Source organism: Geobacillus sp. CX412 (assembly GCF_027942335.1).
In the GTDB taxonomy this organism is placed as follows: domain Bacteria; phylum Bacillota; class Bacilli; order Bacillales; family Anoxybacillaceae; genus Parageobacillus_B; species Parageobacillus_B toebii.
Genome location: NZ_CP103461.1, coordinates 2,052,151 through 2,066,566 on the forward strand (window position 1 = coordinate 2,052,151; position 14,416 = coordinate 2,066,566).

Annotated in this window: 13 protein-coding genes and 1 pseudogene; 7 read left to right on the forward strand and 7 right to left on the reverse strand. The window is 39.7% G+C overall.

Annotation, left to right across the window (positions count from 1 at the left end):
* Positions 1-21: 21 nt before the first annotated feature.
* The 3 genes from rbsD to NXM86_RS10790 all read right to left on the reverse strand — a co-directional run bounded on the left by rbsD (position 22) and on the right by NXM86_RS10790 (position 3,240).
* Positions 22-420: a D-ribose pyranase gene (gene rbsD / locus NXM86_RS10780; protein WP_089097382.1), complete on the reverse strand. Its 399-nt coding sequence runs from the start codon at positions 418-420 to the stop codon at positions 22-24.
* Positions 421-808: 388 nt separating this feature from the next.
* Positions 809-2,086: an IS110 family RNA-guided transposase gene (locus NXM86_RS10785; RefSeq protein WP_498958009.1), complete on the reverse strand. Its 1,278-nt coding sequence runs from the start codon at positions 2,084-2,086 to the stop codon at positions 809-811.
* Positions 2,087-2,187: 101 nt separating this feature from the next.
* Positions 2,188-3,240 carry a LacI family DNA-binding transcriptional regulator gene (locus tag NXM86_RS10790; protein ID WP_498958010.1) on the reverse strand — a complete coding sequence of 351 codons (1,053 nt, stop codon included), beginning with the start codon at positions 3,238-3,240 and terminating at the stop codon, positions 2,188-2,190.
* A gap of 341 nt (positions 3,241-3,581) precedes the next feature.
* On the opposite strand from NXM86_RS10790, the gene NXM86_RS10795 reads away from it, so the two are divergent.
* On the forward strand, positions 3,582-4,154 hold the full coding sequence (locus NXM86_RS10795) for a LysM peptidoglycan-binding domain-containing protein (RefSeq protein ID WP_089097016.1): 573 nt from the start codon (positions 3,582-3,584) through the stop codon (positions 4,152-4,154).
* Between the two features lie 113 nt (positions 4,155-4,267).
* On the opposite strand, the gene NXM86_RS10800 is transcribed toward NXM86_RS10795, so the two are convergent.
* The 3 genes from NXM86_RS10800 to NXM86_RS10810 all read right to left on the reverse strand — a co-directional run bounded on the left by NXM86_RS10800 (position 4,268) and on the right by NXM86_RS10810 (position 8,716).
* Positions 4,268-5,134, reverse strand: a complete 867-nt coding sequence (locus NXM86_RS10800; protein ID WP_498958011.1) for an IS982 family transposase — start codon at positions 5,132-5,134, stop codon at positions 4,268-4,270.
* A gap of 275 nt (positions 5,135-5,409) precedes the next feature.
* The gene (locus NXM86_RS10805; protein ID WP_015863683.1) at positions 5,410-6,645 is read right to left on the reverse strand and encodes a 5-methylcytosine restriction system specificity protein McrC; all 1,236 of its coding nucleotides are present in this window, start codon (positions 6,643-6,645) and stop codon (positions 5,410-5,412) included.
* A 19-nt stretch (positions 6,646-6,664) separates the two neighbouring features.
* On the reverse strand, positions 6,665-8,716 hold the full coding sequence (locus NXM86_RS10810; protein ID WP_015863682.1) for a DUF8426 domain-containing protein: 2,052 nt from the start codon (positions 8,714-8,716) through the stop codon (positions 6,665-6,667).
* Positions 8,717-8,932: 216 nt separating this feature from the next.
* Between NXM86_RS10810 and istA the strand changes: the two genes are divergently transcribed.
* The 6 genes and pseudogenes from istA to NXM86_RS10840 all read left to right on the forward strand — a co-directional run bounded on the left by istA (position 8,933) and on the right by NXM86_RS10840 (position 13,713).
* A complete protein-coding gene (istA, locus tag NXM86_RS10815) occupies positions 8,933-9,901 on the forward strand; it encodes an IS21 family transposase (RefSeq protein WP_498958012.1) in 969 nt (322 codons plus the stop codon).
* Complete coding sequence (locus tag NXM86_RS10820) at positions 9,898-10,263, forward strand: Mu transposase domain-containing protein (RefSeq protein ID WP_245842334.1); 366 nt, start codon at positions 9,898-9,900, stop codon at positions 10,261-10,263. Before istA ends, NXM86_RS10820 begins: the two co-directional genes overlap by 4 nt.
* A complete protein-coding gene (locus NXM86_RS10825; RefSeq protein ID WP_245842332.1) occupies positions 10,251-10,460 on the forward strand; it encodes a hypothetical protein in 210 nt (69 codons plus the stop codon). Before NXM86_RS10820 ends, NXM86_RS10825 begins: the two co-directional genes overlap by 13 nt.
* Before the next feature lies 1 nt (position 10,461).
* Complete coding sequence (gene istB / locus NXM86_RS10830; protein WP_089097380.1) at positions 10,462-11,220, forward strand: IS21-like element helper ATPase IstB; 759 nt, start codon at positions 10,462-10,464, stop codon at positions 11,218-11,220.
* A 493-nt stretch (positions 11,221-11,713) separates the two neighbouring features.
* Positions 11,714-12,157, forward strand: coding sequence for a hypothetical protein (locus NXM86_RS10835; protein WP_089097389.1), 444 nt, complete (start codon positions 11,714-11,716; stop codon positions 12,155-12,157).
* Between the two features lie 387 nt (positions 12,158-12,544).
* Positions 12,545-13,713 (forward strand): annotated as a pseudogene (locus tag NXM86_RS10840) (IS256 family transposase).
* 244 nt (positions 13,714-13,957) lie between these two features.
* Here NXM86_RS10840 and NXM86_RS10845 read toward each other — a convergent pair.
* A complete protein-coding gene (locus tag NXM86_RS10845; RefSeq protein ID WP_089097424.1) occupies positions 13,958-14,404 on the reverse strand; it encodes a hypothetical protein in 447 nt (148 codons plus the stop codon).
* Between the last annotated feature and the right edge of the window lie 12 nt (positions 14,405-14,416).

The window sequence follows — 14,416 nt, forward strand, 5'->3', positions numbered from 1 at the left end:
CTGAGTAATCTGATGTCAAATTCAATAAACAACCCCAGCCACTAAAATGACATTCGCATAAGGAGTGAATTCACCGCTTCGAATGCAGCCCCTTGCACTCTTTGTTTTTTGCTTAAATTCAACATGCGGTACATATTCCACAGGGATGTTCGGAAATCTCTTTAAAATTTCTTCGTTCATTTCTGGGCTAATGGTTTTTACCTCTTCAGCTAAAATCACCTTCTCGACTTGTAATTCTGCTAGAACCGTATCAAGTGTTTCTAAAAACCCTGGCACTCCTTCCTTTAGAGCTAAATCAATGCGATGTGTTACATTTTCGGGGATCGGCAAACCAGCATCCGTTATCACAATCATATCTGTGTGACCTGTTTCAGAAATTAATTGGTTAATTTTTGGATTTAAAATACCACCCTTTTTCATAAATTGATTTTCCTCCCTCTATAAATGTTGATATATCAACGGTTGTAGCCGTCTCAGGGGTGTCAAAAAAATATTTTTCGACAAAGTTTCTAACATTATTTCTTAAATATGTGTATATCTTACATTGACTGGGTACGCTTCGCGGCCACTACTGGTTAAATTTGGTTGTAGTAGGGGAAGCGTATGGGATGCACCGTGGATCTCTGCATCGCTGATGATGACGAACCCTCCCATGTCTCTCGGCATCCTTGTGCCTACATTCCTTCGTTCGGTCTAGTCATCAGGCAGAGGCCGGCTAAGCTCCTTTAGGGACTCAAGGTCGAATGGATGATATCGCGCCAGCTTCTCCGTGTCATCCTTGTTGTCTAGAGAATCGAGACTATAGGCATCAAGCAGCCGTTTCGAGGCCAAAGATGTCCTGCATCATTCGCTTCACGTCAAATGCCTGTCGTTTCGTACACACTGCATGCAGTACCTTCAGTAATTTTCCGCATAACACTACAATGGATTGCTTCTTCCGCAACGGATTATCAGGACGTGTCGTATAATAGTCGTGCAGCTGCCGAAACGCTTCGTTGTGACGGATCATCGGCATCATCACCCGGAACAGAAGGGCGCGCAACCGCCTTCTTCCACGCTTCGAGATCCGTTTTTGCCCTTTGTGTTGGCCGGAGGAATGTTCCCGCAGCGTCAGGCCCGCTAATTTGATAAGCTGCCGCGGATCCTGATAATGGGAGAAACTCCCGATCTCTGATAACAGTTCCACGATGGTCGCATCGCCTAAGCCCGGAACGGTCTTCAACCATTCGTACTCGACCGATGTCTGTACGAGTTCGATCAGCTGCTCTGTCAGTGCCTCGATTTCTTCTTCCAGTTGGCGGTACCGGCGGATAAGCGTGGCGATTTCGATACGGGCCATCTGTTGTCCTTCCGTTACGCCAATGGAGTGTTGGGCCAATTCCATCAACTTCTTCGCTTTCGGTTTTTGTGGCGATTGTAATCCCTCACTTTGCCGGTAAAGGGCCAGCACCTCTTCTAGTTCTTTTCCTGCCAGATCACTCGGAAATGGCGTATATTCCAGCACCGCGAGCGCCATTTTCCCAAATGACGGGAAGACTTGGGAAAACTCCGGAAAATATCGATCAAGCCAGCGAATCATTTGATTTCGAATCGCTCCCTGTTCTTCCACCAATTTGGAGCGAAATGTCGCTCCCACGCGCAGATCCGCCTCCATCCCTTTCAGAATACGCGGATAGCTGAATCGGCCGTCTTTCACTAACCGGGCAATGACGAGCGCGTCTTTCGCATCATGCTTGGTTGGAAGGTTATCGTCCAGCTCTTTGGATCGCTTCACGTGCATCGGGTTTGTCATGACGAGAGGGATGCCTTTCTCATCAAGAAAGTAAGCGAGATTGAGCCAATAATGTCCCGTTGGCTCGATGCCAACGATCACCTCGGTTTTTCCAAATTCCTTCATGGCTTCCACGATGCACTGGTACAACCATTCCAATCCTTCTCTCGATTGCAGAACGGGAAACGGCTTTTTTAACACCCTCCCTCGCTCATCCACAAAGCAGGCATAATGTTTTTTCTTTGCAATATCCATCCCAACAACCAGCGTTTGATCGGTGACTTGATTAATCTTCTTGTTTGAGATAGAATTCATGTATAGTCCTCCTTGGTATCCAAATTAGGGGGCATTCGTGCGATTGACACCCCCGAATCATACCAAGAGGGCTTTTTTTATTCAAGTCCCCGAAAAAACTTCTAAGGAATGCTCCTTATTGAAATGTAAACTTTAAAAATTAAATTACCTAAACGACAAGATTCCCTAATTTTTAGCTCCGGGGATAATAAATATTTTCGTTTTGGCAAATTTTCTTTAAAATGTATTCGTTCGTACAATAATTGAAATGCAATTTCACCAAGATTCGTCATTGGTCTAGACACGACTGACAATTTAGGTTTTATAAATGTAGCGATATCCACATCATCAAATCCAATAAAAGAAACTTCTTCACCTAATTTCCAATCTAAATCCATTAATGCTTTCAAACAACCAATTGTCATTAAATTGTTAGAAGAAAAAATGGCAGTAGGCTTTTCTTTTAAAGTGAATAGTTCCTGTGTTGCTTTATATCCACTTGCTTCCATAAAGTCACCTTGTTTAACCATGCTTTCATCTAAAGGTATGTTATATTCTTCTAAAGCTTTTTTATAACCTAAAAATCTTTCATAACCAGGTGTAGTTTCCTGTGGTCCACAAATAATAGCAATCTTTTTATGTCCCTGTAAAATTAAGTGACGGACAGCAAGATATGCCCCGTTCACATTGTCAACAAGAACTGTATCCACATCAAAGCGTTTAATCGCTCTGTCTACAGCAACAACCGGTATGCCTTGTTCCTGTAATAATTTAATATGGTCTCCATCTTCATTAGCAGTAGTGATAATTACCCCATCGACCCCTCGTTCAATAAAAATTTTTACAATCTCTTCTTCTACAATTGGAGATTCATTCGTGCTACTAAGGATGGTGTAATATCCTTTTTCTCTAGCTTTTTGCTCAATCCCAGAAATCACTAAAGGAAAAAATGGGTTTTTAATATCCGGTACAATAACTCCAATTGTATATGTTTCTTTTCTTTTCATACTTCTTGCCACTGCGCTACGGATATAACCAAGCTCCTCAATAGCCTTCAGAATTCTTTCTTCTGTTGCTTTTCTTACACCCCCTTGATTATTTATGACTCTTGAAACAGTTGCGATTGATACATTAGCTAGTTTCGCGACATCCTCTATTGTTGGTTTATGCTCCATCAAAAGATCCCCCAAAACAAAATAAAACGTTTTTTTTTTTTAAATTATTAAATTATGTTGTTATGAAATTACTATTCAATATTTTTAAATTTAAACAATATTTTTATAATATTAAGAAAATTTAATATAAGGTCAACAACGTTCTCTACATGATGAACAACTTTTTTCGTTATAGTAAAAATGTCATGATAATTTGCTTTGACAGATTTAGGTTAATTCATTTTGCAAATGTAGGCCATATTTTAAGCGGTAATAAGCCAGTTTCATAACATTTTTCACCATATGAAGGAAGTCAATCTACAACTTTATCATTTAACTTAAGTGAAGATTCCTATGTACAAGTGTACGTTAAACATGAATCCGGAAAAGTCGTGCGTGTACTGGATTTTGGTCTTTTAAAAAAGGACTGGAACCATAAAAGCTGGGATGGAAAGGACAATAATGGGGCAGCTGCTCCTTACGGGGCTTACACGTTTGTCTTTCATTTAACAGATCTTGCGGGGAATGAAATGTGGTTGGAAGATCCAGCAAAACGCTCCACTTTGGCTGATATATTCGGAACGACGGTTGCTGAGGCAAATGTGAAAAAAGGACCTGGCGATGAATATGAAACAATGACGATCATTCCATCAGGAACCAAGGTAACCATCGTTGACGAAACAGATCAATGGTATCAGGTAAACTTCTGGCAGAATGATCGAGGATACAATGGATATGCAAAAAAATCAGCCATTGCGACTCGATCGAATCCTAATCCAGGAACAGAAAGTCAAACGATCATTCATACTGTTCAGGCCGGAGATATGTTATGGAAAATCGCGCAAAAATATGGAACGACCATTCAAGCGATTGTTGACGCAAACAAATTAGATCAAAACAAACATTTGTATATCTGTATATCGGACAAAGATTAACGATCCCAACAAAATAATATTTAATGGCCATCTCTGGATGAAAAAGATGGGCCGGTTTTTTAACGATTTTTGGCCCAATAAGAATATAATATACCCGTGGTGCTAGTTGAGTCTTAACGCTCAACTAGCCCAAGAACAACAAGCGAGTAAGCCAGTAAAATACCATCCAGTGCCGTTTCAAATCCAAAAACCGAGTTCGCTCGAATCTCGGTGATCCGATACGAATCGACTAAAATCGAAAACACGGTTTCCACCACTTTACGTTTTCGCTTCATCCACTGTTTCCATGCGTCCGATTGGCGAATTCGCTGATTTTTTCGAACGGGCGTCCAAAAAGCGACTCGGTACTCTTCGTACAGCTTCTTTTGCAGCTTTTGGCTGATATACCCTTTGTTACCTAGGTTATACAGATGTGGAATTTGCGTCATGACGGTTTCAGCGGCCACCCGGTCGTGACAAGACGCTTCGGTGACGACATATCCCATCGGAAGCCCTTGGTCGGTGACCTGCAGATGAAGTTTCAACCCATAGAAAGCGGTCTTTTTGGAAGCACAATAGCCAATATCGGCAATTCCACGAAACCGTTTGACGCGATGCATTCGAGCTGAATGACACAGCTCGATCGGCAAGCTGTCCACGACCGCATACGCATGGTGTTGCCCGCGCTTGGCCAGCTGGTGCCGAATCCACTTGATCGCAAAGCTAAGCGCCCGGCAGCGACGGTTGTATCGAGAACGTTCAGGGAACAAGACCTTGGGAAACAAATTCCCGATCACAAACTGGTGCCAAGCCCGTTCGGAAGTGAAGCCCAACAACTTTCCAAGGACATGGACGGTGATGATGACTTCGTCTTCCTGTTTCAACAAATGACGATTTCGACGTTGAAGAGGAATCTGGATACTCGATAGTTGAGCCGATATAAAAAGCAAAATCGATGCATATTGTTTTTGAAGTTTGACACGATCTGTTTGCTCTTGCATGTGAATTCTCCTTTTAAATGTTTGGTCGCACTTTCATTTTAAGGAGATCCTCATGCAAGGGCTATTTTTTATGCTTGTCTGATTTTATCTAGCACCACGGGTTATAATATAAATGCAAAAAAAGTTTACGGCTTTCTTATCATCCAATTTTCATCTTAATTTCATATTCCCCTATTTTCTTCTAAACAGTGTAGATAAAAGTTAATTTTTGGAAAAACAACCCCAGAAGCCGCTTAGGCCGCTGGGGTTTGTGCCAAAAACAACTCGTTCATTTTTTACAGTATTAACTTTTCAGCTTGTTTTTGTAAAAACTCAATATCTTTTCTTTTAACCGCAGCCAACACTTTTTCAATAGATACAGGTTTTACAAATAATTTTCCTTGATGGAAGGTTCCAGGCAATAGATCGATGACTTCCTCGCAAGCGTCTTCCCCAGCATATTCTGGATGAACGATGATCGCCTTATAATGATTACTTGACTTTGTGACAAACTGTGCATAAAAGGCAAGTTGATAAATATCTGCGTTCTCCACTTTATATTTGCTATACTGTTTGTATTTTGTATCAAGGACAATAGGATCTTTGTCAGGAAACTCTACTAACAAATCAAGAATGATATCGTGATAACCATCTCCATTTTTCGTAATGGCTTTCTTAAATCTCCGCTGCGCATGTACTTTTGCTGCGCCAGGTAAATATTTTTTTAATAATTTAGCTACAAATTTTTCAAACAACTCATTCATATCTATCAAATAAGAATAATGACTTCGATATTGAAATTGATAAAGTTGGTTTACGTATATTTGTTTCCAAATATAATAAGCTAACTTATGAGCCTTTTCATAGTGCTGATTTAATCGGTGATAAGAGAAGTTCGGCCACTCATAACTAAAATATGGATCGGCTATCATCATAAATTCATCGGCAAGACGGTTAATCTGCCTCATTGTTTGTTTTGTTAAGGAAAAATGTTTCACAACCTCAAGGGCCATTCGAATAACTTGATTCTCTAATATATTCGTATCCAGCTCATCATATCGGCAATATACTTTGGTTGGTGTCATAAAGTTGGTTCTTAAATGCTGCCGAATATCTACCCGCCCACGAAGGCAAGTAAGATTGTCTTCTTCGACTATATATTCCTTCACAATTCCTTTATTCAGAATCATTTCTACTTCTTTTACAAATAACCGTGCAATCATCTCCATAAGTGAATGAGAGTCATACGCTGCCATCGTTGCGTGCTCATAAGATAGAGGCAAATCCTCACAAAACAACAGCATATCGACAACATCATGAAATCCGCGATTAAATTTAGGTTTAATAACTATTCGCACCCTTTCAAGCTCAAGAACTCCTATCCAACTTGAAAACTCAAAATAAAGTCCATTTTTCATTTCGTACCATTTGAATGGAGGAGTAGCAGATAACCTCATCATGTTATTCAAATATTCTTTTTCTTTTTCTGTTAAAACATAATCCTTTATGTTAAGTGAACCATATTCTGCCACTACATATGTCTCCATAGCATTACCCTTTTACAATGTTATTGATAGCATTAATAAACACATCATCTTGTCCAGTAAACAAATCGGTGTTAATTCTCATTTCTTCCACATTGACAAATTCTTCTCCAATTAAGTAAGCTAATTCTTCATAATTATCAAAGCAATATTCTTGCAATAACGGAATAATTTCAAACTCAAATACCTCTTTTAACTCTTCAATTGTTGTGATTTGCTCACCATGTTTCATGAAATACGAGTGACCAATTTGCTTATCACGTCCGCCTTTTTCAATCAATTTTTGATTAATCGCTTTTAAAATCATAGCAGGACTATACGTTAATTCATCAATGACTCCATCAATGACATCGTAATTAGGCAAACACTCGATAAACGCAAATCGTCTTTTCAACGCTGCATCCATCATTTTAATACTACGATCGGATGTATTCATTGTCGCAATAATATACACGTTTTCTGGTATAGAAAACAATTCCTTGCTTTGGGGAAGAACAATTTCTACATTACGTTTGTCTTTTTCGAGCAACGTAATGAGTTCACCAAAAATCTTTGGGATATTGCCACGGTTTAATTCATCAATAATAAAGTAAAAGGGAACCCCTGGATTTTGTCTTGCTTTTTCACAAAAACGCTTAAACACGCCATCTTCCAATTGGAATGATACTTGCCCATGTTTCGTTGAAATTGGTTTAAATCCTTCTATAAAATCTTCATATGTATAAGATGGATGGAACGTACAAATTTCGGCGTAGCCTTTCGTTTGTCTAATGTCTAGCTGATAAAGACTCCATTCAACGTAGCGCCGCGCAGAATACGTTTTACCTGTTCCCGGAGGTCCGTAAAGAATGCATTGTCCCTTGCGTTCTAACACTTTTTGCATCCGCTTAAAAAATAGTTCCTCCGCTTCAGTAAAGCTTGGTGGATTTTCATCATTCTTAACAGAAGGAGGTTGATGAGTTCCTTTAAGCCATTTTTCAACCTCTTTTTCTTGCAGCTCATACACAGTTTTAAATGCCCAATATTTTTGTTCCGGAATTGTTACCGGTGAAAAGTTTTCATCCCATTTGACATGAACCGTATGTTTATGTTTTGGAAGGTCTTCACGGAATTCATAACCTTCGTTTGTGACAGTCCCTATCGCAATGATTTGCGATGTTCCCTTGTTAACCACGATACGATCTCCCGGCTCTAAAGAGTAAAATAACCACACTTCATTTGCTTTTTCTGTAGCTTTTTTTGCGTTATCGCGATAATACAACTTTTGAAATGCGGCTTTAAATTCATGATAATCAGGGTATTTTGATAAATCCCCAACTTCATCCCAACCAATGGAGATATAGTTTCCTTCCTTGCATTCTCCCCAAAATTCCGCATTTCTTCCTGGTGCAACCTTTACATAACGTGTTTTCCCTTTCTTTAACGTATAATAAAGGAAGTTCATCACTTTCACAGGATGCCACATCGATAATGGATCAATCTTTTCAATCGTTTCTTTTAATAATCGGTTTAATGCCACACTATCATCTTTATAAGGTTTCCATTGCTCTTTTGGAACACCTAATGCTGATAAAAATAACTGAATATCCGGAATACTATAAATTGGTAATAGTTTATCTGGATAAAATAGATAAAGTGTTTTTGTTTTTACCATGTTAGAACGATATAATAGATTGCTGCTATCAATTCCTTCGCCAAATTGTTCGATTAATTGGATAAAATCACTCCGAAGTTTTTCCCATGCTTCCAATTCATTGGTAAATTGATCTGGAAAAATCCATTCTTCTTTATCCTTACTGTAATAAATAATATGTTTCTTCGCATTTCCACCCTTAATACTTCCTAAAGCATCTGAGTAATATTCAATCCACCAGCTATATGTTTCTCCCCCTTTCCCAAGAGCATATTCGCTCAACGTCATCGTCTTAAACCGATCCAATGAATATTTTTGTTGAAATTCCTCAAGAAGCTCATCCGCTCGCTTTACTCGCTCATCAACATTGACTTCTGATTCGTATCTTTCTATGTAATAATCTAACTGTGACAAAATGTTAGTCATTTCCTTTCTCCTCTCTTTTTGGGATTTGCCGTTTTGAAAAACTGTACTTCATATATACAATGACCAAAAATACAATTTGTATTTGATAATTTAAAATTGAGCCACTTTTGAAGGGTTCGATCACATAAAAAATGAGCCACCTGATTTCCAATTTTCATTATCTCCCCTTATGATGGTAAAGTGCCGAAACTTTTCATCAGAGGGAGAGAAAAAAGGATGATCAAGATGGCTCAATTTCATTATATCAAATTCTTACATGAGGTAGAAGGGCTATCCCAACGACAAATTGCCCAAAAATTAGGGATTTCAAGAAATACCGTAAGCAAATATCTCAAACAGAATGAGGCTCCGACCACCATTCGTCGGCAGAACAGCTATAGTGGGAAGGAATACTCCGATGAAACAAAGCGAGTCTTGCCCATTATTGATCAATGGCTCGAAGACGATCTAAAACGATGGGGCAAACAACGTCATACAGCTGCTAGGATTTATCGAAGATTGGTCGATGAGTACGATTTCAAAGGATCTGAATCCAACATCCGTAAGGTTGTGGCCAAACGCAAGAAAAAGCTGCAGGAAGTCTTTATCCCCCTTGATTTTCAACTCGGCCACCAATTCCAATTCGACTGGGGAGAGGCGGATATTATTCTACAGGGGCGAACACAACGGATTTACCTCTTTTGTATGCAACTTTCGGCAAGTCGGATGCGATTTGTACGAGCCTACCTGCACGAGAAACAAGTGGCTTTCCTAGATGGCTTTGTCCATGCGTTTGAATTCTTTGGAGGAGTACCGATAGAGGGGAGATTTGATAACTTAAAAACGGCTGTCGTAAAAATACTCCAAGGGAGAGATCGGCTAGAACAGGATGCGTTTCTCGCTTTACAAACCCACTATTTGTTTAAAGCAGAGTTTTGCAATGTGCGTTCCGGGAATGAAAAAGGACGAGTGGAAGTGACGGTTGGATATGTGAGAAGAAACGCCCTTGTTCCGCTTCCGGACGTACAATCGCTGGAGGAATTAAATGCTTATATCTATTGGGCTGGTGTTTGCGAGAGGCGGAAGAAAAAACCGTTCCGTACACCAAAAAGATGGTTGCGCAAATGTGGGCGAAAGAAAAGGAGTATCTACATCCACTTCCTGAGAAGAAATTTGAAGCTTGCCGGTTGGTCTCTTGCCAGGTGAACAAGACATCTTTAATTACAGTGGAGACCAATCAGTATTCTGTCCCTTGCAGCTATGTAGGCCAAGCGGTATGGGCAAAAATTTTTGTCGATCGTGTGATCGTTGTGGCTCAAAATCAAGTGATCGCTGAACATCCTCGTTCTTACGAACGAAACCAGATGATCACCCATTTGGATCATTATCTGGAGGCATTCATAAAAAAACCGCGAGCGATTCGGGATGCCCATGCCTTTCAATCATCTGACATTCCGGATGTGTTTCGGCGTTTTCACCGAAAAATGAGGGAACAGGAAGGAGCCGCGGGAGACCGTAAATTTATCCGACTCCTCCTCTTCATCGGGAAATCGGTATGGAAACATTGAGACAAGCATTACGGGAAGCTGAACAAACGCAAGTCTATCGGTATGAAGTCGTCCATGACATCATTCAAAAGCTGACGAATAACCGCTTGCAAGTTCAAGCTCTATCCGAGGAGAAAACGCCTGTAAGCCTACTGGATTACAAAGTTCAAAAGGCAAATGTAGCTCAATACGGACAATTAACGCGGGAGGTCAGATGAAATGACAACAGAAATTCTTTTAGACCATATCACGAAGCAATTGAGAATGCCTGCGATTGCGAAACAATATCGCTCTCTCGCAAGAGAGGCAGAGGAAAGAAATCTGCGGTACGAAGAATATTTATTGGCACTCTTAGAAGCAGAAGTCCAGGCAAGAGAGGAAAATCAACGGCAACGAAGGCTCAAACAAGCAGCCTTTCCCGTTCATAAAGCGTTAGACACGTACGATTTTACCTTCATGCCAAGTTTAAATCGAAACCGATTTCTCACACTCGCAAAAGGGGAGTTTGTAGAGAGAAAAGAGAATATTATTTTTCTAGGGGATAGTGGTACAGGGAAAACCCATTTAGCTATTGGGCTTGGAATCGACATGATCCAAAATGGCTACAAAACCAAATTCATTACGGCTTCCGGGCTAGTGGAAGAGCTGCTAATCGCTAAAGAAGAGCACAAACTTGGCGCGTTTGAGAAGAAGTGGCTCAAATATGATGTGATCATCGTGGACGAACTAGGATATATCCCTTTTTCTAAAACAGGAGCAGAACTATTATTTCAGTTCTTTTCCAATCGCTATGAACGTGCGAGTGTCATCATTACAACCAATCTTGAATCTGTAGAATGGACGAACATTTTTGGGGATGAAAAGATGACAGCAGCGTTGCTTGATCGGCTCACTCACCGTTCGCACATTCTTCTGCTTAACGGAGAATCTTATCGTTTCCGTCAAAGTATGAAACAGAGGGAAAATGGGGAGTGGTAGCCAGACGCGCGCGAAGTGTTTGGATTACTTGCCCCTAGGGGCAAGTAATCCAAACCCCCATCCCCTCCCATTTATGGAAACTCTGATTCTAAAAGTGGCTCACTTTTGAAGTGATCGCTCTGGCTCAATTTATTATTGACAAAAACACAAAATTCCAAGAGTCTTCAAAACATATTACAAGATTACATCTTTTCGATTTAAAAAATTGCTCCAATGCTTCTAATTCAAATTTTTGGACCAAATCAATAAACCCACCATATAATGAGCTATAGATGCTACTAATGCTTTCAATTTCATATTGTAACGCTTCTTCAGATGCTACTCCGATTAGTAATTATCTTTGTTTCTCGACAGAGTATCTTTTTCTTTCGTGAACATAATAACATTCTTGATTTGCTGAATAAATACTCGTTTTTTGTTTATTTGTAAATTTTAACGAATTTGCTTAAGTAAAGTTATATATACAAAAATAAATTGACTTGGGGAGTGGAACATGAAGCATAACACAAAAGATAAGGTTTTGAAATGGATTAATGAACAATTCAGCTTTTTCCAGTACGACTCAGATCCAGTTTATAAAACAACCCTTTATTTCAAACTCGACAATCCTGAATATGACCCGGAAATTGAAGTTTATGTACGTAAAACAACAGAGGAAATGGAATTCGGGTTTGAAGCGACTCAATGGGATGGATACATGCCCGCTCCTTATCCCTCTATTTATCCAAAATACTCAACTCCGCTCGATAGTTTAAGAAGTCTTGGGGAAGAAGAAATGAAAGAGAAAATATTTGAGTTACTGATGAAGACCATAAACTCAAGAAAAAGGCAATATCGAAAATGCCAGTTTTGCGGAAAAAGAGTAGCAGCAGAACATCGGTTTGATAAAAGCACTTGCCATAGTTGTGCTTCGAAACACTTTGGTGTAATATACTAATTTCATTGGCGCTTGGGTTGCAGAATTCAAATCCAAATAGAGATGATTTCAATCGCTTCGGATAAAATTTCACTTTTCCCTTGGTTATAGGGATCTACACCAATTGCTGTCACTAATGCGTCTTACCCGTACTTATTCCTCCATACAAAACAAGATTCTCTTTTCGCTCAATAGACTTCGTTAGCTAAAGAATTTTTCAATAAATTAAAAGAACTTCTTTGGAAGAACTATTAATCATCAAGCATTCATAATTTATCCGTAATATTTATAGGGGGCATCAATGATGATGTATAAAATTTTGTGTAAAGCATTTTGCTAGACCAAAAGAAAAAAGGTAGGGTATTCTCTGATTGGACCAAAAATCTTAGAGAAAGGAGTACCCTACCTATGTCTAAAAGAAGTATACCGAATGTCGACTGGGCAAATCAACTGGAAAATGTCATTCGTCAGTTTGTAAAGGAAAAATTAGAACTGATCATGCGGGAAGAAATCAAGAATTTCCTCGAAATAGAACAGGCCGGAACATCAAATAGGAGAAACGGCTACTATCAACGAAATCTAGATACGCAATATGGCCGGATTGAAGGTCTTTTGGTCCCTAGAGACCGAAACGGAGAATTTCAAACCCAATTGTTCGCTCCTTACCAACGCCACACGGCTGGCTGGAGGAAGCCATCATTAGGATGTATCAAAGTGGCATGAGTACACGGGAAATTGGCAAGTTTATTGAACGAATTCTAGGAAATGCTTATTCTCCAGCGACGATCAGCCGGATTACCGATGTCGTGAAAGAAGACATCGAGAAATGGCACCATCGTCCACTATCCAAACGTTATTCTGTCTTATATTTGGACGGCTTGTACGTGAAACTTCGCCGCGATACGGTAGAGAAAGAAGTCATTTATGTGGTGTTAGGAGTGAATGAAGAAGGGTATCGCGAAATTCTGGATTTCTTCGTGGGAGGACAAGAAAGCGCCTATGGATGGCGGGAGATTCTCCAACAGCTCTACAAAAGAGGCGTCAAGGAAGTGCTTCTGGGCGTATTCGATGGACTACCGGGGCTGGAGGAAGCCTTTAAGGCGGTGTATCCGAAAGCCGATGTGCAGCGCTGTGTCGTTCACAAAGTCCGCAACACCCTCAGCCGTGTTCGGAAAAAAGACCAATTCGAAGTGGCCGAGGATCTCAAGCTGATTTATCGCGCGCCGAATAAGGAGATGGCGTTACAAATGTTTCAACAGTTTGAGTCGAAATGGTCCAGCAAGTATCCGAGAGAAGTTCAATCTTGGGCCAATGAGTTGGATGTCCTCCTTACATTTATGGATTATCCAAGCAGTATTCGAAGTGTGATTTACACGACGAATGCCATCGAACGAACGATCAAGGAGATTCGGAAACGCCTAAAACCGATGAACAGTTTGAATAGTTTAGAAGCCGCTGAAAAAATCGTGTATTTGACCATTCAAGATTTTAATGAGAAATGGGCAGGGCGAAAGTTAAGAGGATTTGCCGAAGCACAGGAAGCCCTCGAGCGAATATTTGAAGAACGTTACAATTAACCAAATAATGTAAATATCAAACCAATACGATAAGGGGATTCTCCCTTTCCACACAAGAGACTGAATATTCAGTCTCCTGTGTGGAGAAAATCAGTCCCCTATCAATTCAAATCCATTTCAGAGAAACCCTACCCCATTTACATTACACAAAATTCTTGACGGTACCGCATCAATTGACTTAGCCCCCTTATTTTCTAAAATATAACTACATAGAAAGGCCAACAAATCTATACTAGCTTTCATTTTAAAATGGAACTGTCACAAATTTTTGGCTTACAAATCTTGATAAGGCGAGTTGAACATCCATCTCTTTTCCTGGATTTAAACTGACTTCTCCTTGTTCGTTAATTAGTACAAAGTCTTTTAGCACATTTTCAATTAAATACGTAAATCCGAGGTCAGCCAATTGTTCTGCCTTTAAGAACAGCTCTTTTCCATCAAGAATTTGTTTTGTTTTTTCGTAAGCTAAACATTTTAATACTGTTTTTTGATATTCACTAAACGTATAAGCTTGGCACAGCTCTACTAGAGATAGCTTGTTTTCTTTTTCAAACAAATCTCTCCCTACTGTGCAACAAAAAGTAAAAAATTCATTATGTTCCTTAAAAATTTTTCGTTTTAATAAATCTTTGTAAAATGGTAAGTACTCTTTTCTTACCCTCACACGTAAAGAAGAGATTTGTCCACTCATGCTTCTTTCCTC

Bases quoted from the DNA above. Each gene is read 5' to 3' on its own strand.
- rbsD (WP_089097382.1), bottom strand. From the start codon at position 420: ATGAAAAAGGGTGGTATTTTAAATCCAAAAATTAACCAATTAATTTCT.
- NXM86_RS10785 (WP_498958009.1), bottom strand. From the start codon at position 2,086: ATGAATTCTATCTCAAACAAGAAGATTAATCAAGTCACCGATCAAACG.
- NXM86_RS10790 (WP_498958010.1), bottom strand. From the start codon at position 3,240: ATGGAGCATAAACCAACAATAGAGGATGTCGCGAAACTAGCTAATGTA.
- NXM86_RS10800 (WP_498958011.1), bottom strand. From the start codon at position 5,134: ATGCAAGAGCAAACAGATCGTGTCAAACTTCAAAAACAATATGCATCG.
- NXM86_RS10810 (WP_015863682.1), bottom strand. From the start codon at position 8,716: ATGACTAACATTTTGTCACAGTTAGATTATTACATAGAAAGATACGAA.
- istA (WP_498958012.1), top strand. From the start codon at position 8,933: ATGATCAAGATGGCTCAATTTCATTATATCAAATTCTTACATGAGGTA.
- NXM86_RS10825 (WP_245842332.1), top strand. From the start codon at position 10,251: ATGGAAACATTGAGACAAGCATTACGGGAAGCTGAACAAACGCAAGTC.
- istB (WP_089097380.1), top strand. From the start codon at position 10,462: ATGACAACAGAAATTCTTTTAGACCATATCACGAAGCAATTGAGAATG.
- NXM86_RS10835 (WP_089097389.1), top strand. From the start codon at position 11,714: ATGAAGCATAACACAAAAGATAAGGTTTTGAAATGGATTAATGAACAA.
- NXM86_RS10845 (WP_089097424.1), bottom strand. From the start codon at position 14,404: ATGAGTGGACAAATCTCTTCTTTACGTGTGAGGGTAAGAAAAGAGTAC.